The 15920-nt window shown below is 62.6% G+C and carries 17 protein-coding genes; 16 read left to right on the forward strand and 1 reads right to left on the reverse strand.

Annotated elements, in window-relative coordinates:
- The first annotated feature begins 41 nt into the window (after positions 1 to 41).
- The 14 genes from yabP to sigK all read left to right on the forward strand — a co-directional run bounded on the left by yabP (position 42) and on the right by sigK (position 11888).
- Positions 42 to 338 carry a sporulation protein YabP gene (yabP, locus tag HJY11_RS09365; protein ID WP_185914838.1) on the forward strand — a complete coding sequence of 99 codons (297 nt, stop codon included), beginning with the start codon at positions 42 to 44 and terminating at the stop codon, positions 336 to 338.
- Positions 339 to 935 (forward strand): spore cortex biosynthesis protein YabQ, encoded by a 597-nt coding sequence (gene yabQ, locus HJY11_RS09370; RefSeq protein WP_208075693.1) that lies wholly within the window; start codon positions 339 to 341, stop codon positions 933 to 935.
- A 37-nt stretch (positions 936 to 972) separates the two neighbouring features.
- Positions 973 to 1209, forward strand: coding sequence for an FtsB family cell division protein (locus tag HJY11_RS09375; protein WP_207721190.1), 237 nt, complete (start codon positions 973 to 975; stop codon positions 1207 to 1209).
- 129 nt (positions 1210 to 1338) lie between these two features.
- The gene (locus HJY11_RS09380; RefSeq protein WP_208075694.1) at positions 1339 to 1884 is read left to right on the forward strand and encodes a S1 RNA-binding domain-containing protein; all 546 of its coding nucleotides are present in this window, start codon (positions 1339 to 1341) and stop codon (positions 1882 to 1884) included.
- Between the two features lie 87 nt (positions 1885 to 1971).
- Positions 1972 to 3135: an amidohydrolase gene (locus HJY11_RS09385; RefSeq protein WP_368041569.1), complete on the forward strand. Its 1164-nt coding sequence runs from the start codon at positions 1972 to 1974 to the stop codon at positions 3133 to 3135.
- Between the two features lie 98 nt (positions 3136 to 3233).
- The gene (gene hpf / locus HJY11_RS09390) at positions 3234 to 3749 is read left to right on the forward strand and encodes a ribosome hibernation-promoting factor, HPF/YfiA family (protein ID WP_208075695.1); all 516 of its coding nucleotides are present in this window, start codon (positions 3234 to 3236) and stop codon (positions 3747 to 3749) included.
- 108 nt (positions 3750 to 3857) lie between these two features.
- Positions 3858 to 4970, forward strand: a complete 1113-nt coding sequence (locus HJY11_RS09395; protein WP_208075696.1) for a THUMP domain-containing class I SAM-dependent RNA methyltransferase — start codon at positions 3858 to 3860, stop codon at positions 4968 to 4970.
- Between the two features lie 132 nt (positions 4971 to 5102).
- On the forward strand, positions 5103 to 6761 hold the full coding sequence (locus HJY11_RS09400; RefSeq protein ID WP_208075697.1) for a hypothetical protein: 1659 nt from the start codon (positions 5103 to 5105) through the stop codon (positions 6759 to 6761).
- 213 nt (positions 6762 to 6974) lie between these two features.
- Positions 6975 to 7766, forward strand: coding sequence for a class I SAM-dependent methyltransferase (locus tag HJY11_RS09405; RefSeq protein ID WP_208075698.1), 792 nt, complete (start codon positions 6975 to 6977; stop codon positions 7764 to 7766).
- Between the two features lie 232 nt (positions 7767 to 7998).
- Entirely contained in the window at positions 7999 to 8949 is a 951-nt protein-coding gene (locus tag HJY11_RS09410; RefSeq protein WP_208075699.1) for a zinc dependent phospholipase C family protein, read from the forward strand.
- Positions 8950 to 9053: 104 nt separating this feature from the next.
- Positions 9054 to 9956: a ribokinase gene (locus tag HJY11_RS09415; RefSeq protein WP_208075700.1), complete on the forward strand. Its 903-nt coding sequence runs from the start codon at positions 9054 to 9056 to the stop codon at positions 9954 to 9956.
- A gap of 194 nt (positions 9957 to 10150) precedes the next feature.
- Positions 10151 to 10648 (forward strand): N-acetyltransferase family protein, encoded by a 498-nt coding sequence (locus tag HJY11_RS09420; protein WP_368041570.1) that lies wholly within the window; start codon positions 10151 to 10153, stop codon positions 10646 to 10648.
- Positions 10649 to 10685: 37 nt separating this feature from the next.
- Positions 10686 to 11015 (forward strand): hypothetical protein, encoded by a 330-nt coding sequence (locus tag HJY11_RS09425; RefSeq protein WP_208075701.1) that lies wholly within the window; start codon positions 10686 to 10688, stop codon positions 11013 to 11015.
- Positions 11016 to 11174: 159 nt separating this feature from the next.
- Positions 11175 to 11888 (forward strand): RNA polymerase sporulation sigma factor SigK, encoded by a 714-nt coding sequence (sigK, locus tag HJY11_RS09430; RefSeq protein ID WP_021660885.1) that lies wholly within the window; start codon positions 11175 to 11177, stop codon positions 11886 to 11888.
- Between the two features lie 51 nt (positions 11889 to 11939).
- Here the strand turns inward: sigK and HJY11_RS09435 are convergent, their stop codons facing one another.
- Positions 11940 to 13481, reverse strand: a complete 1542-nt coding sequence (locus HJY11_RS09435; protein ID WP_208075702.1) for a hypothetical protein — start codon at positions 13479 to 13481, stop codon at positions 11940 to 11942.
- An 86-nt stretch (positions 13482 to 13567) separates the two neighbouring features.
- Between HJY11_RS09435 and HJY11_RS09440 the strand changes: the two genes are divergently transcribed.
- Together HJY11_RS09440 and HJY11_RS09445 are read left to right on the forward strand one after the other, a co-directional pair.
- A complete protein-coding gene (locus tag HJY11_RS09440; RefSeq protein ID WP_208075703.1) occupies positions 13568 to 14560 on the forward strand; it encodes a biotin--[acetyl-CoA-carboxylase] ligase in 993 nt (330 codons plus the stop codon).
- A 24-nt stretch (positions 14561 to 14584) separates the two neighbouring features.
- Positions 14585 to 15814, forward strand: coding sequence for a DUF1015 domain-containing protein (locus tag HJY11_RS09445; RefSeq protein ID WP_368041571.1), 1230 nt, complete (start codon positions 14585 to 14587; stop codon positions 15812 to 15814).
- The last annotated feature ends 106 nt before the right edge of the window (positions 15815 to 15920 follow it).

Genomic DNA, 15920 nt, shown 5'->3' on the forward strand with positions numbered 1-15920 from the left:
AGGCCCTCATAGACTGTAGTAAAACAAAGGAGGGCAATGCAATGCAAGAGGAGAGAAAGCCCGCGGGGCAGAGCCAAGGGCAGGTGCCCCACAACGTCATCATGGAAAATCGCAAACACATGACGGTGTCCGGGGTTTTGGATATTGACAGCTTCAGTGAGGACGGCATCGTCCTCTACACCGATCTGGGGGAACTCAGCGTCACCGGTCGGGACCTGCACCTGGGCAAGCTCAGCGTGGACACGGGGGAACTGACCCTGGACGGGGAGATCGAGTCGCTGACCTACTACGACTCCCAGCCGCGGGAAAAGGGGTTTTTCGCCCGGATATTCAAGTAGATGGGCGCCCTGCAGCTGACGGTCTCGGCCCACTTTCAGTTCCGGGTCTTCTGCTACTCCCTGATGTTGGGATTTGGGCTGGGGCTGTTTTACGAGGTCTTTCGCATCCTCCGGGCGGTCTTTCCGTGGTGGGGGGCGCTGGTCATCGCCCTGCAGGACGTGCTCTACTGGTCGGTCTGCGGGGTGGCGACCTTTCTCTTTTTCATCCAGTTCACAAACGGGGAGGTGCGGGCCTACGCCCTGATTGGCGAGGGGCTGGGCGCTGCTCTCTACCTGCTGACGCTGGGGCGGCTCATCCGCTCCCTGACCCAGGGGATCCTCTCGCTGGTGCGCCGGTTTCTGCACCTTCTCTACCGGGTTTTCTGCGCTCCGGTGGTCAAATTGACCCGCCGGTTGGGGGCAAAGGGGAAGCAGTTGGGGAAAAAAGTTGCTTCCAGGGCCAAAAAGGCGGAAAACAAAAGAAAATTCCACTTGAAAGACAGGCGCGTTTTATTGTATAATTTATTAAAACATTCGCAACCCACCCAGAACCCAAAGAGGGAACAGAGCAATGAAAAAACGCCGAGGCGCAAAAGCAGCAAAAAAGCGGACCAATAAACCGCGCGTTCTTGTCCATCTGGCCATTGCAGCAGTGATGGTCTATATTGCTGTGTCCCTCATCACCACCCAGATGCAGATCGTCTCCCGCAAGAATGAGCTGGAACAGGTGCAAAACACCATCACCGCCACCCAGCAGGAGAACGAGGAGATGAAGCGGGTTCTCGAGAGCGACCAGGAGAGCGAGTTCATCGAGCGGATCGCCCGGGAGAAGCTGGGGTACGCCGCGCCGGGGGAGAGAATTTTTTCCGACGCGTCCGGCGCCAATAAATAGCGAGCCGGGGGGCAGGCGGAACAGCCGCCTGCCCCCTTTTGTTTTTCGGCCCCGCGGGGCCGCAGGCAGGATCGGATTGATTTCACACTATTCACAGAAGCAGGAAACTGCGGGGAGGATTCATTTTTTATGCAGCTCGAAGTTGGAAAGATTGTAGAAGGCAAAGTGTCTGGCATCACAAAATTCGGCGCGTTCGTCGATTTGGGTGAGGGAAAGACCGGGATGGTGCACATTTCGGAGGTAGCGGCTGCGTTTGTTCAGGAGATCAAAGACTACGTGAAAGAGGGGGAGACCGTCAAGGTCAAAATCCTCTCCATCGGCGAGGACGGCAAGATCGCCCTCTCCATGAAGCAGGCGCTGCCCCAGTCGCAGCAGCGCCCCCCCCGTCGGGACTATCCCCCTCGGGACTATCCCCCTCGGGACGGGCAGCCTCGGAGCGGCCGCCCCGGGGGCGCTCCCCGCGCTGGCGGCGCACCCCGCAGCGGTGGTCCCCGCCAGGGCGGGTTTGGCGGCGGGCGCCCCGGCGGTTTCAAACCCCGCAGCGACAAGCCCCTCACCTTTGAGGACATGATGGCTAAATTCAAGCAGTCCAGCGACGAGCGGATGTCCGACCTCAAGCGCTCGCAGGACGGCAAGCGGGGCGGCGGGTACTCCCGCGGCGGCCGCTCCCGGTAGAGACCGGCCCAATCGGAAAGAGACCGTAGAGCACGGCGGCGCGGGAAAGCGCCGCCGTCTCTTTTGCGAAAAGAGGGGGATTTGCCTGTGATACTTGTCAATGCCACCCTGGTGCCGGTGGAGAGCCCAGCCATCGAGAGGGGTTACCTGAAAATCGAGGGGGGGAAGATCGCCGCCCTCGGCCCGATGGAGGAACTGGGCCCCCCCGCGGGGGAAGAGATGATGGACTGCGCGGGGCTCACCGTCTACCCGGGCTTTATCGACTGCCACACCCACATGGGGATGTGGGAGGACGGCCTGGGCTTTGAGGGGGCCGACGGCAACGAGGAGACCGATCCCGCCACCCCCCAGCTGCGGGCCATCGACGCGGTCAACCACCGAGACCGCTGTTTTGCCGAGGCGCGGGCCGCCGGGGTGACCACCGTGATCACCGGGCCGGGCAGCGCCAACTGCATCGGCGGGCAGCTCTGTGCCGTCAAGACCAGGATGAAGCGGATCGACACCGGGGTGCTGCGGCAGACGGCGGCCATGAAATTTGCCCTGGGGGAAAATCCCAAGACCGTCTACAACGACAAGGAGATGGCCCCCATCACCCGCATGGCCACCGCCGCCATCATCCGCGAGCAGCTCTACAAGGCGCGGCGGTATTTGGAGGAGCAGGAGCGGGCGGCCGGGGACGAGGACTTCGACGAGCCCGACTGGGACATGAAGTGCGAGGCCCTGATCCCCCTGCTAAAGGGGGAGATCGGCGCCCACTTTCACGCCCACCGGGCCGACGACATCTTCACCGCCCTGCGGCTGGCGCGGGAGTTCGGGCTGCGCCCGGCCATCGTCCACGGCACCGAAGGGCACCTGATCGCCGAGGATTTGCGGGAGGAGGGGGTGCCGGTCATCTGCGGCCCCCTCCTCTGCGACCGCTCCAAGCCGGAACTGCGAGGGCTGACCCCCAAGACACCGGGGGTGTTGGCGGCGGCGGGGGTGGAGGTGGCCCTCTGCACCGACCACCCGGTGATCCCCATTCAGTACCTGCCGCTGGAGGCGGGGCTGGCCATCCGCGAGGGGATGGCCCGGGAGGACGCCCTGCGGGCCATCACCCTCACCCCCGCGCGCATCTGCGGGATCGAGGACCGGGTGGGCTCGCTGGCGGTGGGGAAGGACGCCGATCTGACCCTCTTTTCCGGCGATCCCTTCTCGGTCTACGAGACCCCGCGCCACGTCTTTATTGATGGCGAAATCGTGAATAATTTATAAAAACAGAAGTCATCCCCTTTTATTTTTGGGCATCCTGTGCTATAATAAAGCCATCAGATAGGCTGGCTTTCCAGCCTGTAAACAAAGGGGTTGTTGGAATGAATATCGAAGTAATCGGGCGCAAAGTCAATCTCAAAGACAGCTTCAAAGAGCGGGTCGACAAAAAGTTGGCCAAATTCAGCCGCCTGTTCCACGAAGATGCCAGCGCCACAGTCACTGTAACGGTCGAAAAAGACCGCCAGACCGTCGAGGTCATGATCCGGGCGGACGGAATGCTCTTCCGGGCGGAGCGAACTGCAAAGGCCATGGAAGAGGCCCTGGACTTGGTGGTCGATGTTCTCTTCAACCAGATTGTCCGCAACAAAGACCGGTTGGAAAAGAGGATGAAGGTCTCCTTTCCCGAATTTGCCGAGGAGGAGATCCTCCCCGCCGAGGAGATCGACATCGTCCGGCGCAAATCTTTTTCGGTCAAACCCATGAGCGTGGAGGAGGCCATCTTACAGATGAACATGCTGGGACACCAGTTCTTCCTCTACCGGGACGCGGTTGACAACGAGATCAATCTCGTATATGTTAGACGTGACGGAAAATACGGTGTCATCGTCCCCGAATAAAGAGATCGTTTTGGGAGAGCCGCGGCACAGAGGGCCGCGGCCCTCTTTTTTGTGTCATTTCCCCCTGCGCGAGGCCGGGGGAAATGGAAGTGGAAAGGGAGAAGAGAGATGGAGTACAAGCTGGTCTGCCCCTGTATCTTTGGGCTGGAAAAGATCGTCGGCTTTGAGCTGCGCCGGCTGGGGGGCGAGGAGATCGCGGTGGAAAATGGCAAGGTCAGCTGCCGGGGCGACGCCCTGACGGTGGCCCGGGCCAACATCGGCCTGCGCTGCGCCGAGCGGGTGCTGGTGGAGGTGGCGGCCTTTCCGGCCCGCAGTTTTGAGGAGCTGTTTCAGGGGGTATTGGCAGTGGACTGGGCGGCCTACATCCCCAAAAACGGGGCTTTCCCGGTCAAGGGGTGGAGTCTGGCCTCCCAGTTGGCCAGCGTGCCCGACTGCCAGGCCATCGTCAAAAAGGCGGTGGTGGAAAAGCTCAAACAGACCCACCAGGTCTTTTGGTTTGAGGAGACGGGGGAGCGCTACCAGATTCAGTTCTCCATCCACAAAGACCAGGTCTCCATCCTGCTGGACACCTCGGGCGAGGGGCTGCACAAGCGGGGCTACCGGGCCCGCGCGGGGGAGGCCCCCATCAAGGAGACCCTGGCGGCGGGGATTGTCGATCTGGCCCGCATCCGCGAGGGGGACATCGTCTACGATCCCCTCTGCGGCTCGGGCACCCTGCTCATCGAGGCGGCCATGCGGGCGCTGAACATCGCCCCCGGGTTGCGGCGGACCTTTGCCGCCGAGCGCTGGCAGACCTTTGACCCCAAGGCCTTCCCCCTGGCCCGCCAGCAGGCTCTGGACGAGGCCAATCCCAGCGGAGACTTTGAGGGCTGCGGTTTTGACATCGACCCCCAGGCGGTGGAACTGACCCTGCAAAATGCAAAGCTGGCCGGAGTGGGGGAGAAGATCAGCGCCCGGGTGGAGGACGTGACCCGCTACAAGCTGCAGGACGCAGGGGGGATCCTCCTCTCCAATCCGCCCTATGGCGAGCGGATGCTGGGCCCGGCCCAGGTGAAGGCCGTCCACCAAGCGCTGGGGAAGATGCACCGCTACAACAATCTCAAGTCCTATATCATCACCAGCGCCCCCCATTTTGAAGAGCAGTTCGGCAGGGCCGCCGACCGCCGCCGGAAGCTCTACAACGGCGAACTCAAGTGCCAGCTCTATATGTATTACAAATAGGGTGGGATGGGCATAAAAATTGCATGAAGAAGAGGGGCAGAAAGGGGACAATTTACAGATTGTTCACACCTGCCCTCTCCGCTCCCGTATAGTAGATAACAGAGCGAAAAAGTTTGAAAAGAGAGGTACATCATGGTCAAAACCAAACACAAGGTGTGGACGTATGCCGGCATCACCCTGCTGGTGATCCTCTACGTCCTCATCAACAACGTCAACCTAAACCCCCTCTACCAGGGCAGCGCCCTGTTTTACGCGGTGGTCATCACCCTCTACGTGGGCGCCTGGGGCGTCCTCAAGCTGGGGGGGATGCACTTTGTGCGGGATGAAAACAGCCCCCGGGTCAATGTGCAGTTCGGCGACAACCAGAAGTTCCCCAAGCTGGCCAAGTGGCTGCTGATCGCCGTCTGGGCCTTCCTGATCGTGGTCACCATCGCCTCCAGCGTCATCTTCAACGTCAACGCCTACAAAAATCAGATGACCGAGCCCATCGTGGGCGAATTCACCGACGACATCCAGCCCATGGACCTAAACAACATCCCCATCGTGGACAAGGACCTGGCCAAAAAATTGGCCGAGAAGAAGTTGGGCGAGAACCCCTCCCTCGGCAGCCAGACCCACATCGGCACCCCCACCATCCAGCAGGTGAACGGCAAGCTCATCTGGGCGGTGCCCCTGCAGCACTCGGGGCTGTTCAAGTGGCTGTCCAACCTGGACGGCACCCCCGGCTATATCATCGTCTCGGCCACCGACACCCAGGACGTGCAGCTGGTGGAGGGCCACAAGATCAAGTACCAGCCCGACTGCTATCTCTTTGACGACCTGGAGCGGCACACCCGCTTCTTTGGCGGCGGCCTCTTCACCGGGCTGACCGACTACTCCTTTGAATTGGACGACGACGGCAACCCCTTCTGGGTCATCACCACCTACAAAAACCTGCGGGGCTTTGCCCTGCCCGAGGCCACCGGCGCCATCCTGGTCAACGCCACCACCGGTGAGTCCCATACCTACGCCCTGGCCGACGTGCCCGAGTGGGTGGACCGGGTGCAGCCCGAGAGCTTTGTCCTCAACCAGATCAACAACCGGGGCGAATACGTCCGCGGCTTCCTCAACTTCTCCAACAAGGACAAGTTCACCGCCTCCGACGGACACATCATCGTCTACAACGACGGCAACTGCTACCTCTTCACCGGCCTGACCTCGGTGGGGGCGGACGACAGCACCATCGGCTTTATCATGGTGGACATGGTCACCAAGGAGAGCTACCAGTACAACCTGGGCGGCGGCGCCACCGAGGAGGCGGCCCAGAAGTCGGCCGCCGGCAAGGTGCAGCAGTACGGCTACTACGCCTCCTTCCCGCTGATCATCAACATCAACAACACCCCCACCTACTTTATGACCCTCAAGGACAACGAGGGACTGATCAAGCAGTACGCCTTTGTCTCGGTGAAAAACTACCAGATCGTCGGTGTGGGCGAGACCATCTCCGCGGCCCAGAAGGACTATGTCAGCGGTCTCACCGCCGCCGGGTCGGAGGATCTGAAGGGGGACGAGACGCCCCAGGAGGAGAAGGTCTCCGGCACCGTCACCCGCATCGCCTCTGAGGTGAAGGACGGGCAGACCACCTACAAGTTCCTGCTGGACACCAGCGCGGGGACCATGTACATCAGCTCCGCCAATGTCAGCGAGGAGCTGGCCCTCACCAGCGCGGGGGACGCGGTGGAGGTCACCTTCTCCGGCAAGGTGGACAATGTGGTCACCGTGGTGGGCTTTGACAACAAGGCCATTGCCTGACAGCTGCTGAAAGGGCGTCTCTTTCCCGCTGAAGAGCGCTTTATCCCAGGCGAAATTGCCGCCGGATACCGAGAGTATCCGGCGGCAATTTGCGTTTGCCCCGGGGCAGGTGACGCGCGGCCGCCGGCATGGTATACTGGGAAATATCCAAAGAGGTCCGGCGGACCCGGTGCACCCGCTCCGCCGGAAAACACACGGGAGGGGGATGCCGCTATGGCGAGCAACGAACAGATCGTCCGGGAAAATTATCAGGACGGGCGCGAAGAGGGCCGGGCGACGGCGTCGCGGTATGCACAGCTGGAGTTTTTCTACACCGAAGAGCACATCCGCGAGTACATCCGCCGCGACACCGCCGTGCTGGAAGTGGGCTGTGGAACCGGCTACTACGCCCTGCAATTTGCCGGCCGGTGCCGGGAATACGTCGGGGTCGACATCACCCCCGCCAACATCGCCCTTTTCAACGAAAAGGTGCGGGCCCAGGGCCTTACAAACGCGCGGGGCCAGGTGGGGGATGCCACCGACCTGCGGGAGATCGCCGACGGCTCCTTTGACGTCGTCTTGTGCCTGGGGCCGCTGTACCACCTTCCACCCCCAGAGCGGGAACTGGTCTTTGCCGAGTGCAGGCGGGTCTGCAAAGACCAGGGGATCGCCGCTTTCTCCTACATCAACAGGGTGGGGGTCTACGCGGGGGCCTGTGTCCACGACACCTCTCGGGAAATCTACCCCAATGAAACGGCCAACAAGCGGGTGCTGGTCCAGGGCAGGGACGATGTGAGACCGGACCTGTTTTTCTACACCATGCCCGAAGAAATCGAGGCATTGGCGCAGAAATACGGCTTTTCAAAGCGCAAAAACCTGGGCACCGATTTTTTTGTGACCATGAGCGCGATCGAGGCCATGAGCGACGAACAGTTTGCCGCGATGAAGCCCCTGCTGGACCAGATGACAAGCCATGAGTCCTGCACGGGAATGAGCAACCACGCCCTGCTCGTCTGCCAAAAATAGCCCCTTGCCGGGCGGCGGGGCGCAGAGAGGGACTCCCGCGTGCGGGTCGGAGGGGAGCTTTGCGCTCTCGAATCCAAGAGAAGAGACCTTTTTGAAACTTTTTCCGGCGCGGCTTTTACGACCGCTCTTTTTTTGGTATGATAATATCAAACCGGGCCCTGTCCCTGGACGGTGGGCCACCGGAGAATCAGCGGCCCCGCAGCGGGGCCGCCGCAAAAGAAGGAGAGCGCTTATGCCCGCATTTGTCACCCATCACCTCTTTGCCGATCAGGTGTTTCACGCCCTGCCCGAAGGGCAGGCCAAGACGGCTGTCCAGCGCAACTACGACGCCTTTTTGTGGGGGGCCCAGGGACCGGACATCCTCTTTTTCAATAAAATTTCCACCGCGCTCCCCCTCTGGGGCTCGGTGATGCACCACAAAAAGGTGAAGGAGAACTTTGCCGCCATGCAGCGCTACCTCATCCGCACCCGGCAGGGGCTCTTCTTCGAGGCGCAGCTGGCCTATGCCCTGGGCTTTTTGTGCCACTATGCCCTGGACAAGACCTGTCACCCCTATGTCTACTGTGTGCAGGCGGCCTTTCAGGAGAACCCGCGGGTCAGTTCCGGCGCCCACAACCGCATCGAGTCGGATATCGACACCGCCCTCTACCGCCGCCTCACCGGCCGCAGCGTGCGGGAATACGCCATCCCCCAGTCGATGTTCGCCCCCCACGTGACCAAGGCCATTGCCCTCTATTTGAACTATCTGCTGCGGGCGGTCTACGGGGCCAAGACCTCGGTGGAAAAGGTGGAGCAGAGCTTTCTCTGCGACGACTTCTTCATCTCCCTCTTTGTGGGGAAGGCGGCCTTCTCCTACCGGGTGGGGCTGGGTCTGGACAGGCTCACCGGCCGCCGGTACGCCTTTTCCGGCTACATGCGCCAGGAGCGGGCGAACTGGGACTGCCTCAACCTGCGCCACCGGCGCTGGTGCAACCTGCAGCGCCCGGTGGAGAGGAGCCGGGAGAGCGTGCCCGAATTGATGGAGCGCGCCCGGGATGAGGCGGTGGGGATGATCGCCGCCTTCTGCCAGAACGTGGAGCGGATGCGCCCGCGCGCCATCTGCGGGGAGGAGACCTTCGACAACGGGCACCCGGAGCGAAAGACCCTGCGGGAGGCGATCGAGGAGCGGGAGCTGGCCCGGTGATTATCCCCATTTTTTGCGCGGGGAATCCGGCAGTTTGCGCCTTGCATTCGCCTGTGGCTTCAGGTAAACTAGAATTATCAACGATTGGGTAAAGGAGCCGTACTATGAAAATATTGGATTTTGGTTCGATCAACATCGACGAGGTCTTTCAGGTAGACCACTTTGTCCGTCCGGGCGAGACCATGTCCACCCTGGGGTATACCAAGAACTGCGGCGGCAAGGGGCTCAACCAGTCCATCGCCCTGGCGCGGGCCGGGGCCCAGGTCTACCACGCCTGCATGGTGGGCGAAGGGGCCGGCTTCCTGGTGGAGACCATGCGGGAGAGCGGGGTCGACGTCTCCCTGATGAAGGAGATCGACGCCCCGGCCGGCCGGGCCATCATCCAGGTCAACGAGAGCGGGCAGAACTGCATCCTCCTCTTTGGCGGTTCCAACCACCAGAATACCGAGGAGTACATCCGCTGGGTCATCGACCAGTTTGAGGCGGGGGACATTCTCCTGCTGCAAAACGAGTTGAACCTGACCGACACCATCATCAACTGCGCCGCCGAAAAGGGGATGCGCATTGTCCTCAACCCCTCGCCCATGAACGAGGCCCTGACCAAGGCCCCGCTGGAAAAGGTGGAGTACTTCATCCTCAACGAGGTGGAGGGCGAGGAGATCGCTGGCGGTCAGAAAGACCCCGAGGCCATCTGCGACGCGCTGCTCGAAAAATACCCCGGCTGCAAGGTGGTGCTGACTTTGGGCAAGCACGGCGTCATGTACAAGGACGCCGAGACCAAGGCCACCCACGGCATCTACGACGTGAAGCGGGTGGACTCCACCGCTGCCGGCGACACCTTTACCGGCTATTTCCTGGCCTGTCTGGCCGAGGGGCTCTCCATCGACGTGATTCTGGAGAAGGCGTCCAAGGCCTCCTCCATCGCCGTGGGCCGCCCGGGGGCCGCCCCCTCCATCCCCACCCGGCAGGAGGTGGACACCACCGACATCGCGCCGCTCAACCTGTAAGGCGCTCGTCTCCCACCGTCTTTTTGGCGGCCGCGGAGGGGAACTTCCCCCCACCGCGGCCGTTTTGCGTCTCGGATAAACGGCCCCAAATCCCAAAAGGCGTCCGATTTAGGAGGGGGCAGAGGCGGTGTGAAGGGTTGTACAAAGAGGCCTGGTGTAGTAAACTAAAGGGGTAAGAGCGTGTAGGAGAAGGGATGAAGAGAATGGATTTGACGCTTCGCAGCTACCGGCCGGAGGACCTGCCGGAGATGGTAGAGATTTGGAACCAGGTGGTGGAGCAGGGGGATTCCTTCCCCCAGGACACCCCGTTGGACGCGGCTTCGGCCCAGGCCTTTTTCGCCGCCCAGACCGATACGGTCTGCGCCCTGGACGAGGGGGGCCAGGTGGTGGGCCTCTACATCCTCCACCCCAACAGCGAGGGGCGCTGCGGCCATGTGGCCAACTGCTCCTATGCAGTTAAGGCCGACTGCCGGGGGCAGAAAATCGGCCGCCAGTTGGTGGAGGACTCGCTGAAGCGGGCCAAGGAGGCGGGCTTTTTGCGGCTGCAGTACAACGCGGTGGTGGTGACCAACGAGCGGGCCATCGCCCTCTACGAAAAGTTGGGTTTCGCCTGTATCGGGCGGGTGCCCAAGGCCTACCGGGCCAGAACCGGCGAGTATCGGGACACCTATATCTTCAACCGGGCCCTGTGAGGGCCACCTGACCAAAAAGGGGGAAACGACTGTGCAGATGGCGATCATCATTCTCAGCCGCTTTGAAAAGTTGGAGGAACTGCTGTTTTGTCTGGCAGAGGAGGGGGTGCGGGGCGCCACCGTCCTCGAGTCCAGCGGAATGGCCAAGGTGCTGGGCCGGGAGGGCGGCCGCTTCTTCCAGAGCTTGCACCTCTATATCCCCGACCGGGAGGAAAACCGCACCATCTTCACGGTGGTACCGGATGAGCAGGTGCCCCTGGTGGAGCGGGTGCTCACCGAGGTGGTGGGAGATCTCGCGGACCCCGATACGGCAGTTCTCTTCTGTGTGCCGGTGGGCTACACCGCCGGGCTGGGGGAGAAAAGGTAGAAAAAGCGAGACCAATGGAACAGGGGGCCGGGCGGCGCAATATGCGCTCCCCGGCCCCCTTTTTTGTCCCGCGGGCCAAATACGGACAATCCGCCCCCGCATATAGATGGAAAAGCGGCCTGTTTGCCGCCATCTCATCGAATAGGAGGGGGCTTTTTCATGTATACCGCACTGGTTTGTCTGGTTTTGGCAAACCTCTTGTACTTTGCGCTCCACATCTCCTCACAGGGGACTTTTCCCAAGCCCCTGGACAAGGAGGAGGAGACCGAGCTGTTTCACAAGTTTGCCGCCACCGGCGACCTGGAGGCGCGCAACACCATCATCGAGCACAACCTGCGGCTGGTGGCACACATCTGCAAAAAGTACTATGCTGCCGGCCAGGTGGACCAGGACGACCTGGTCTCCATCGGCACCATCGGACTGATCAAGGCGGTGAGCACCTTCAACTGCGACAAGGGCATCCGCTTTGCCACCTATGCCGCCAAGTGCATCGAGAACGAGATCCTGATGAATTTCCGCTCCCAGAAGAAAACGGCGGGGACCCTCTACATCAACGACACCATCGAGTCCGACGGGGACGGCAGCTCCCTGACCTACCTGGACGTGGTGGCCGACTCCACCGACATTGTGGACACCATCGACCTGGGGCTGCGCTCGGCCGCCCTCATCGAGGGGGTCAACACCGCCCTTACCCCCCGGGAGCGCATCATCGTCAAGCTGCGCTACGGGCTGAACAACCAGCGCCCCAAAACCCAGAAGGAGGTCGCCAAGTTGCTGGGTATCTCCCGCTCGTACGTCTCCCGCATCGAGAAAAAGGCCCTGGGCAAGCTGGAGCGGGCCCTCAAAAAGCGGGGGGAGCGGGAAGAGGGGTAAAGGTAAAGAAAAAAGCACGGCCGTTGCAGCCGTGCTTTTTTGAGGAGATGGCTATCTGCACTGTGCCCGCTTTTTCCGGCAAAAGAGGAAGAAGCCGGCCAGCGCCGCGCCGCTTCCCGCCGCCAGCGAGAGGGGGAGCGCAGCGCGGTCCCCGGTCTGGGGGGCGTCGCCGCCGGCAAATTTCTCGGTGCGCAGGAGGTAGTTTGAACAGTGAGAAAGGGGGTAGCACAGGGTGTTCCCCGAGACGGCAAGCCCCTCCTGGACGAGGGTGGTCTGGCCGTCACTTCCCAGTTCGTACAGGTAGAAGGCGGTCTTATCCTGCAAGTCGGCGCCGGTCAGGGAAAACTGGGTGCCGGCGGGCAGACTGCCGCTGTGCCGGTAGCTCAGCAGGAGCTGTCCCTTTGATTTGAGCTGGTTTTGGATGGCCACATCCAAGGGGAGGTCGCCCTCGAAGGCGTCCATTTCGGCCCCGTCAAAGGTCCAGCTGTAAGAGAACCCGCCGCTCTGAGCGGTGATGACGGCGGTCTTTTGCGACTGGCGGATGGCGGCGACAGCGCCGGAGGTGAGGGTGAGGGCGCTGTCGGGGTCGGACAGCTGCAGATTGATCTGCACGGTGTCGCTGGAAGAGGACAGCACGTCGGCGAGGGCCTTCTCCGAGAGGGCCAGGTCGCCCTTCACCGGCAGGTCCAGATGGTCAGAGGGGGTGCCGTCGGGAAGGATGTCGGGGGCGTCCGCCCGAACCTGAACGGTGACGATTTTTTCGGCATTGTAGAGCTTGCAACTCCAGGACTCCCCGCCAAATTGGGGGTTGAAAATCATGTTGTAGGTGATTTTCAGCTTCACAGTTCCCTCCTTCTGGAAGGTGAGCTCCTCCAGGGAGTGGAGGGTGTTGCTGTAATCCCCATTGGCGCGGGTGACCAGGTCGGCCCCCTCCAGAATCTCCACGGCGGGGGCAAAGCCGGGCATCTGGGCCCAGGTTTCACTTGCAAGCCAAGAGTCGCCCACTTTGGTAAAGGGGTCTTTGGCAAAGTGGTCCCGCACCTCCTGTACCTTTTTGTCGGTGAGGGCGGTGCCGGCCAGCTTGGTAGAGAGGTTAAGTTTGGTTCCCGGTTTGATTTGGGAGGGCAGATTGGTCTCGATGATGGGCTCGTCGATGATCAGTTTTATGGTGGGGTTGCCCTTTTCCCCGTAGGAGTGGGTGGCGGTGTAGATGGTCAGCTCCCCAGGGCAGATGGCGACGGAGAGCCCTGCGGCCCAAACCGACGAGTTGTAATTGCGCCCAGGATAGTACCTGCCGCCATAGCCGTATTGGGTAAAGTGATATTTGCTTTCTTCGCGATCTAGATGGGGTTCAATGATCGGCTCCAGCGTGCCGTTTTCCACCCGGAGAGGGGCTAGCTTGCCACCGCTCTGCAGGGCGGTGACATCTGAGCCAATCTGCAGATGCTCCTCCTGCTTGGTGAAGGAGACCTTGGGCGTCTGGTCTGCCGGAGGTTCAATGATGTGGTAGGTCTCAATTGAGGTGCGGGTGGTGCCGTCATCGCCGTCAACTTTGGGGAGAGGCGATAGCGCGGGATAGAATTTGTCTTTCAAGCGGGAGGGCCAAGCCGGCCCTCCCTTTCCATTCCCCCGGAAATATGGTATCATCGTCACAGATTGTAAAGAGAGGGGGGCGGCCGATGGCCAAAAGGCGGACGCGCGATGTGGTGTTGGAGGCCCTGCGCCAGCAGGGCGGCGCGTTTCTCTCCAGCACCGCCCTCACCGAAAAACTGGGGGTCACCCGGGCCGCCATCTGGAAGGCGGTGGTCGCCCTGAAGGAGGAGGGCTACCCCATCCGCTCGGTCACGGGGGAGGGCTATGCCCTGGAGGGGGAGCCGGACGTGCTGTCCGAGCGGGAGATCGCCCGCCGCCTCGCCACCCGCTGGCTGGGGCGAACCCTCTGCTGCCAGCCCCAGATGGAGTCCACCAGCGCCCACCTCAAGGCGCTGGCTGCCGGGGGCGAGCGCTGCCACGGGCTGGTGGCGGTGGCGGCGGAACAGACCGGCGGCCGGGGCCGGGGCGGGCGCGGCTTCTATTCGCCCCCGGGGGGGCTCTACTTTTCAGCGGCCCTGCAACAGCCTCTCCCCCTCTCGGCGCTGCGGTTGTTGACCCTGGCGTCGGCGGTGGCCGTCTGCCAAGGGATTGCCGACTGCTGCGGCCTGCAGGTGGCCATCAAGTGGCCCAACGACCTCTACTTTGGGGGAAGAAAGCTGGGCGGCATCCTCACCGAGTGCTCCCTGGTGGGGGAGAGCGGCGAACTGGAATACGCCGTCTGCGGCGTGGGGCTCAACTGCGCCGCCACCCCCTGTCCGCCGGACCTCCGGGGGGAGATCATCTCCCTGGAAGGGGCGCTGGGCGGCCCCCCGCCGGCGCGGACGGCCCTGCTGGCCGCCCTTTTGCGGCAGCTGGAGGAGGCCTTTGACCAGCTGCTGGCGGGGGAGGGAACCGAGTCCCTGTTGGCGGAGTACCGCGCCCGGCTCCTCTGGGCCGGGGAGACGGTGGAGGTCTCGCGGGGCGGAGAGCAGTACCGGGCGACCTTTGAAGGGGTCGACGGCGAGGGCCGGGCCCTGTTGCGGACAGAGGGGGGCGTACAGGCGCTCTCCAGCGGGGAGATTCGCCTCAAAAAGAGATAGGAGAAAGAGAGAGGAGCGGCGGCTGTGGCTGGATTGGGATTTTACCCGGGGGACATCTATATCCCCCTTGTGGAGGAGATGGAGAAGTGGAGCGTGGTGGCCTGCGACCAGTACACCGCCCAGCCCGACTACTGGCAGCGGGTGGAAAAGCGGGTGGGGGAGGCCCCCTCGGCCCTGCGGATGATCGTTCCCGAATGCTACCTGGGCACCCCGCAGGAGGGGGAGCGGGTGGCCGCCACGGCCACCGCTATGCGCAGCTATCTGGAGGAGGGGGTCTTTCGGGCCGCCACCGGCTTTGTCTACCTGCGCCGCACCCTGCGCTCCGGCCGGGTGCGCCAGGGGCTGGTGGGGCTTTTGGACCTGGAGCAGTACGACTACCGCCCCGGCGCACAGTGCCCGGTGCGGGCCACCGAGGGCACGGTGCTCGAGCGCATCCCCCCGCGGGTGGCGGTGCGGCGGCAGGCCCTGCTGGAGTGTCCCCACATCATGCTGCTGGTGGACGATCCGGAGGGGACGGTGGTCGAGCCCACGGCCCGGCGGCTGGAGGATCTGAACCAACTCTACGACTTTGATCTGATGGAGGACAGCGGCCATCTGCAGGGCTATCTCTGTGATGACGACGAGGCGGCGCGGGTGATGGGCGCTCTGCGGGCCCTGTCGCTGAAAGCCCCCTTCCTCTTTGCCGTGGGAGATGGCAACCACTCCCTGGCGGCGGCCAAGGCCTATTACGAGGAGATCAAGCAGTCCCTGCCGCCCAGGGAAGCGGCGGTGCACCCGGCCCGCTACGCCCTGGCGGAGGTGGTCAACCTCCACGATCCGGCCCTGGATTTTGCGCCCATCCACCGGGCGGTGTTCGATGTCGACGGCGAACGCCTGTTGACCGCCCTGCGGGAGGAACTGGACGCTACCCCCGGCCAGGGGGGCCAGGGCGTCACCCTCTGCCTGGCGGGGCGGGAGGAGCGCCTGGCCTTTGGCAAACAGCTGGCCAACCTGTCGGTGGGTACCTTACAGGCCTTTTTGGACGGGTACCTGGCCCGGGAGGGGGGCCGGGTGGACTACATCCACGGGGCCGATGTGGTCCGCCGCCTTGCCCGGGAGGAGGGGTGCGTCGGCTTTTTGCTGGAGGGGATGGAGAAGGAGTCCCTCTTTCCCGCCGTGGCGGCGGGGGGCGCCCTCCCCCGCAAGACCTTTTCCATGGGCGAGGCGTGGGACAAGCGGTTTTACCTGGAGTGCCGCCCCATCGCCGCAGAGTAGATCAAACAGAAATGCCAGGGGGCGAAACCCGATTCACCGGGTTTTGCCCCCTGGCATTTTTGGCGAAGAGGCCGCCTGTACAGGCAGCAGGGGAGGGGCGGGCTGT

Source organism: Bittarella massiliensis (ex Durand et al. 2017) (assembly GCF_017566145.1).
Taxonomy (GTDB): domain Bacteria; phylum Bacillota; class Clostridia; order Oscillospirales; family Ruminococcaceae; genus Bittarella; species Bittarella massiliensis_A.

What these genes read in the sequence shown, in the direction of transcription:
- yabP (WP_185914838.1), top strand. Translation starts at nt 42, where the DNA reads ATGCAAGAGGAGAGAAAGCCCGCGGGGCAGAGCCAAGGGCAGGTGCCC.
- yabQ (WP_208075693.1), top strand. Translation starts at nt 339, where the DNA reads ATGGGCGCCCTGCAGCTGACGGTCTCGGCCCACTTTCAGTTCCGGGTC.
- HJY11_RS09375 (WP_207721190.1), top strand. Translation starts at nt 973, where the DNA reads ATGGTCTATATTGCTGTGTCCCTCATCACCACCCAGATGCAGATCGTC.
- HJY11_RS09380 (WP_208075694.1), top strand. Translation starts at nt 1,339, where the DNA reads ATGCAGCTCGAAGTTGGAAAGATTGTAGAAGGCAAAGTGTCTGGCATC.
- hpf (WP_208075695.1), top strand. Translation starts at nt 3,234, where the DNA reads ATGAATATCGAAGTAATCGGGCGCAAAGTCAATCTCAAAGACAGCTTC.
- HJY11_RS09395 (WP_208075696.1), top strand. Translation starts at nt 3,858, where the DNA reads ATGGAGTACAAGCTGGTCTGCCCCTGTATCTTTGGGCTGGAAAAGATC.
- HJY11_RS09400 (WP_208075697.1), top strand. Translation starts at nt 5,103, where the DNA reads ATGGTCAAAACCAAACACAAGGTGTGGACGTATGCCGGCATCACCCTG.
- HJY11_RS09405 (WP_208075698.1), top strand. Translation starts at nt 6,975, where the DNA reads ATGGCGAGCAACGAACAGATCGTCCGGGAAAATTATCAGGACGGGCGC.
- HJY11_RS09410 (WP_208075699.1), top strand. Translation starts at nt 7,999, where the DNA reads ATGCCCGCATTTGTCACCCATCACCTCTTTGCCGATCAGGTGTTTCAC.
- HJY11_RS09415 (WP_208075700.1), top strand. Translation starts at nt 9,054, where the DNA reads ATGAAAATATTGGATTTTGGTTCGATCAACATCGACGAGGTCTTTCAG.
- HJY11_RS09420 (WP_368041570.1), top strand. Translation starts at nt 10,151, where the DNA reads ATGAAGAGAATGGATTTGACGCTTCGCAGCTACCGGCCGGAGGACCTG.
- HJY11_RS09425 (WP_208075701.1), top strand. Translation starts at nt 10,686, where the DNA reads ATGGCGATCATCATTCTCAGCCGCTTTGAAAAGTTGGAGGAACTGCTG.
- sigK (WP_021660885.1), top strand. Translation starts at nt 11,175, where the DNA reads ATGTATACCGCACTGGTTTGTCTGGTTTTGGCAAACCTCTTGTACTTT.
- HJY11_RS09440 (WP_208075703.1), top strand. Translation starts at nt 13,568, where the DNA reads ATGGCCAAAAGGCGGACGCGCGATGTGGTGTTGGAGGCCCTGCGCCAG.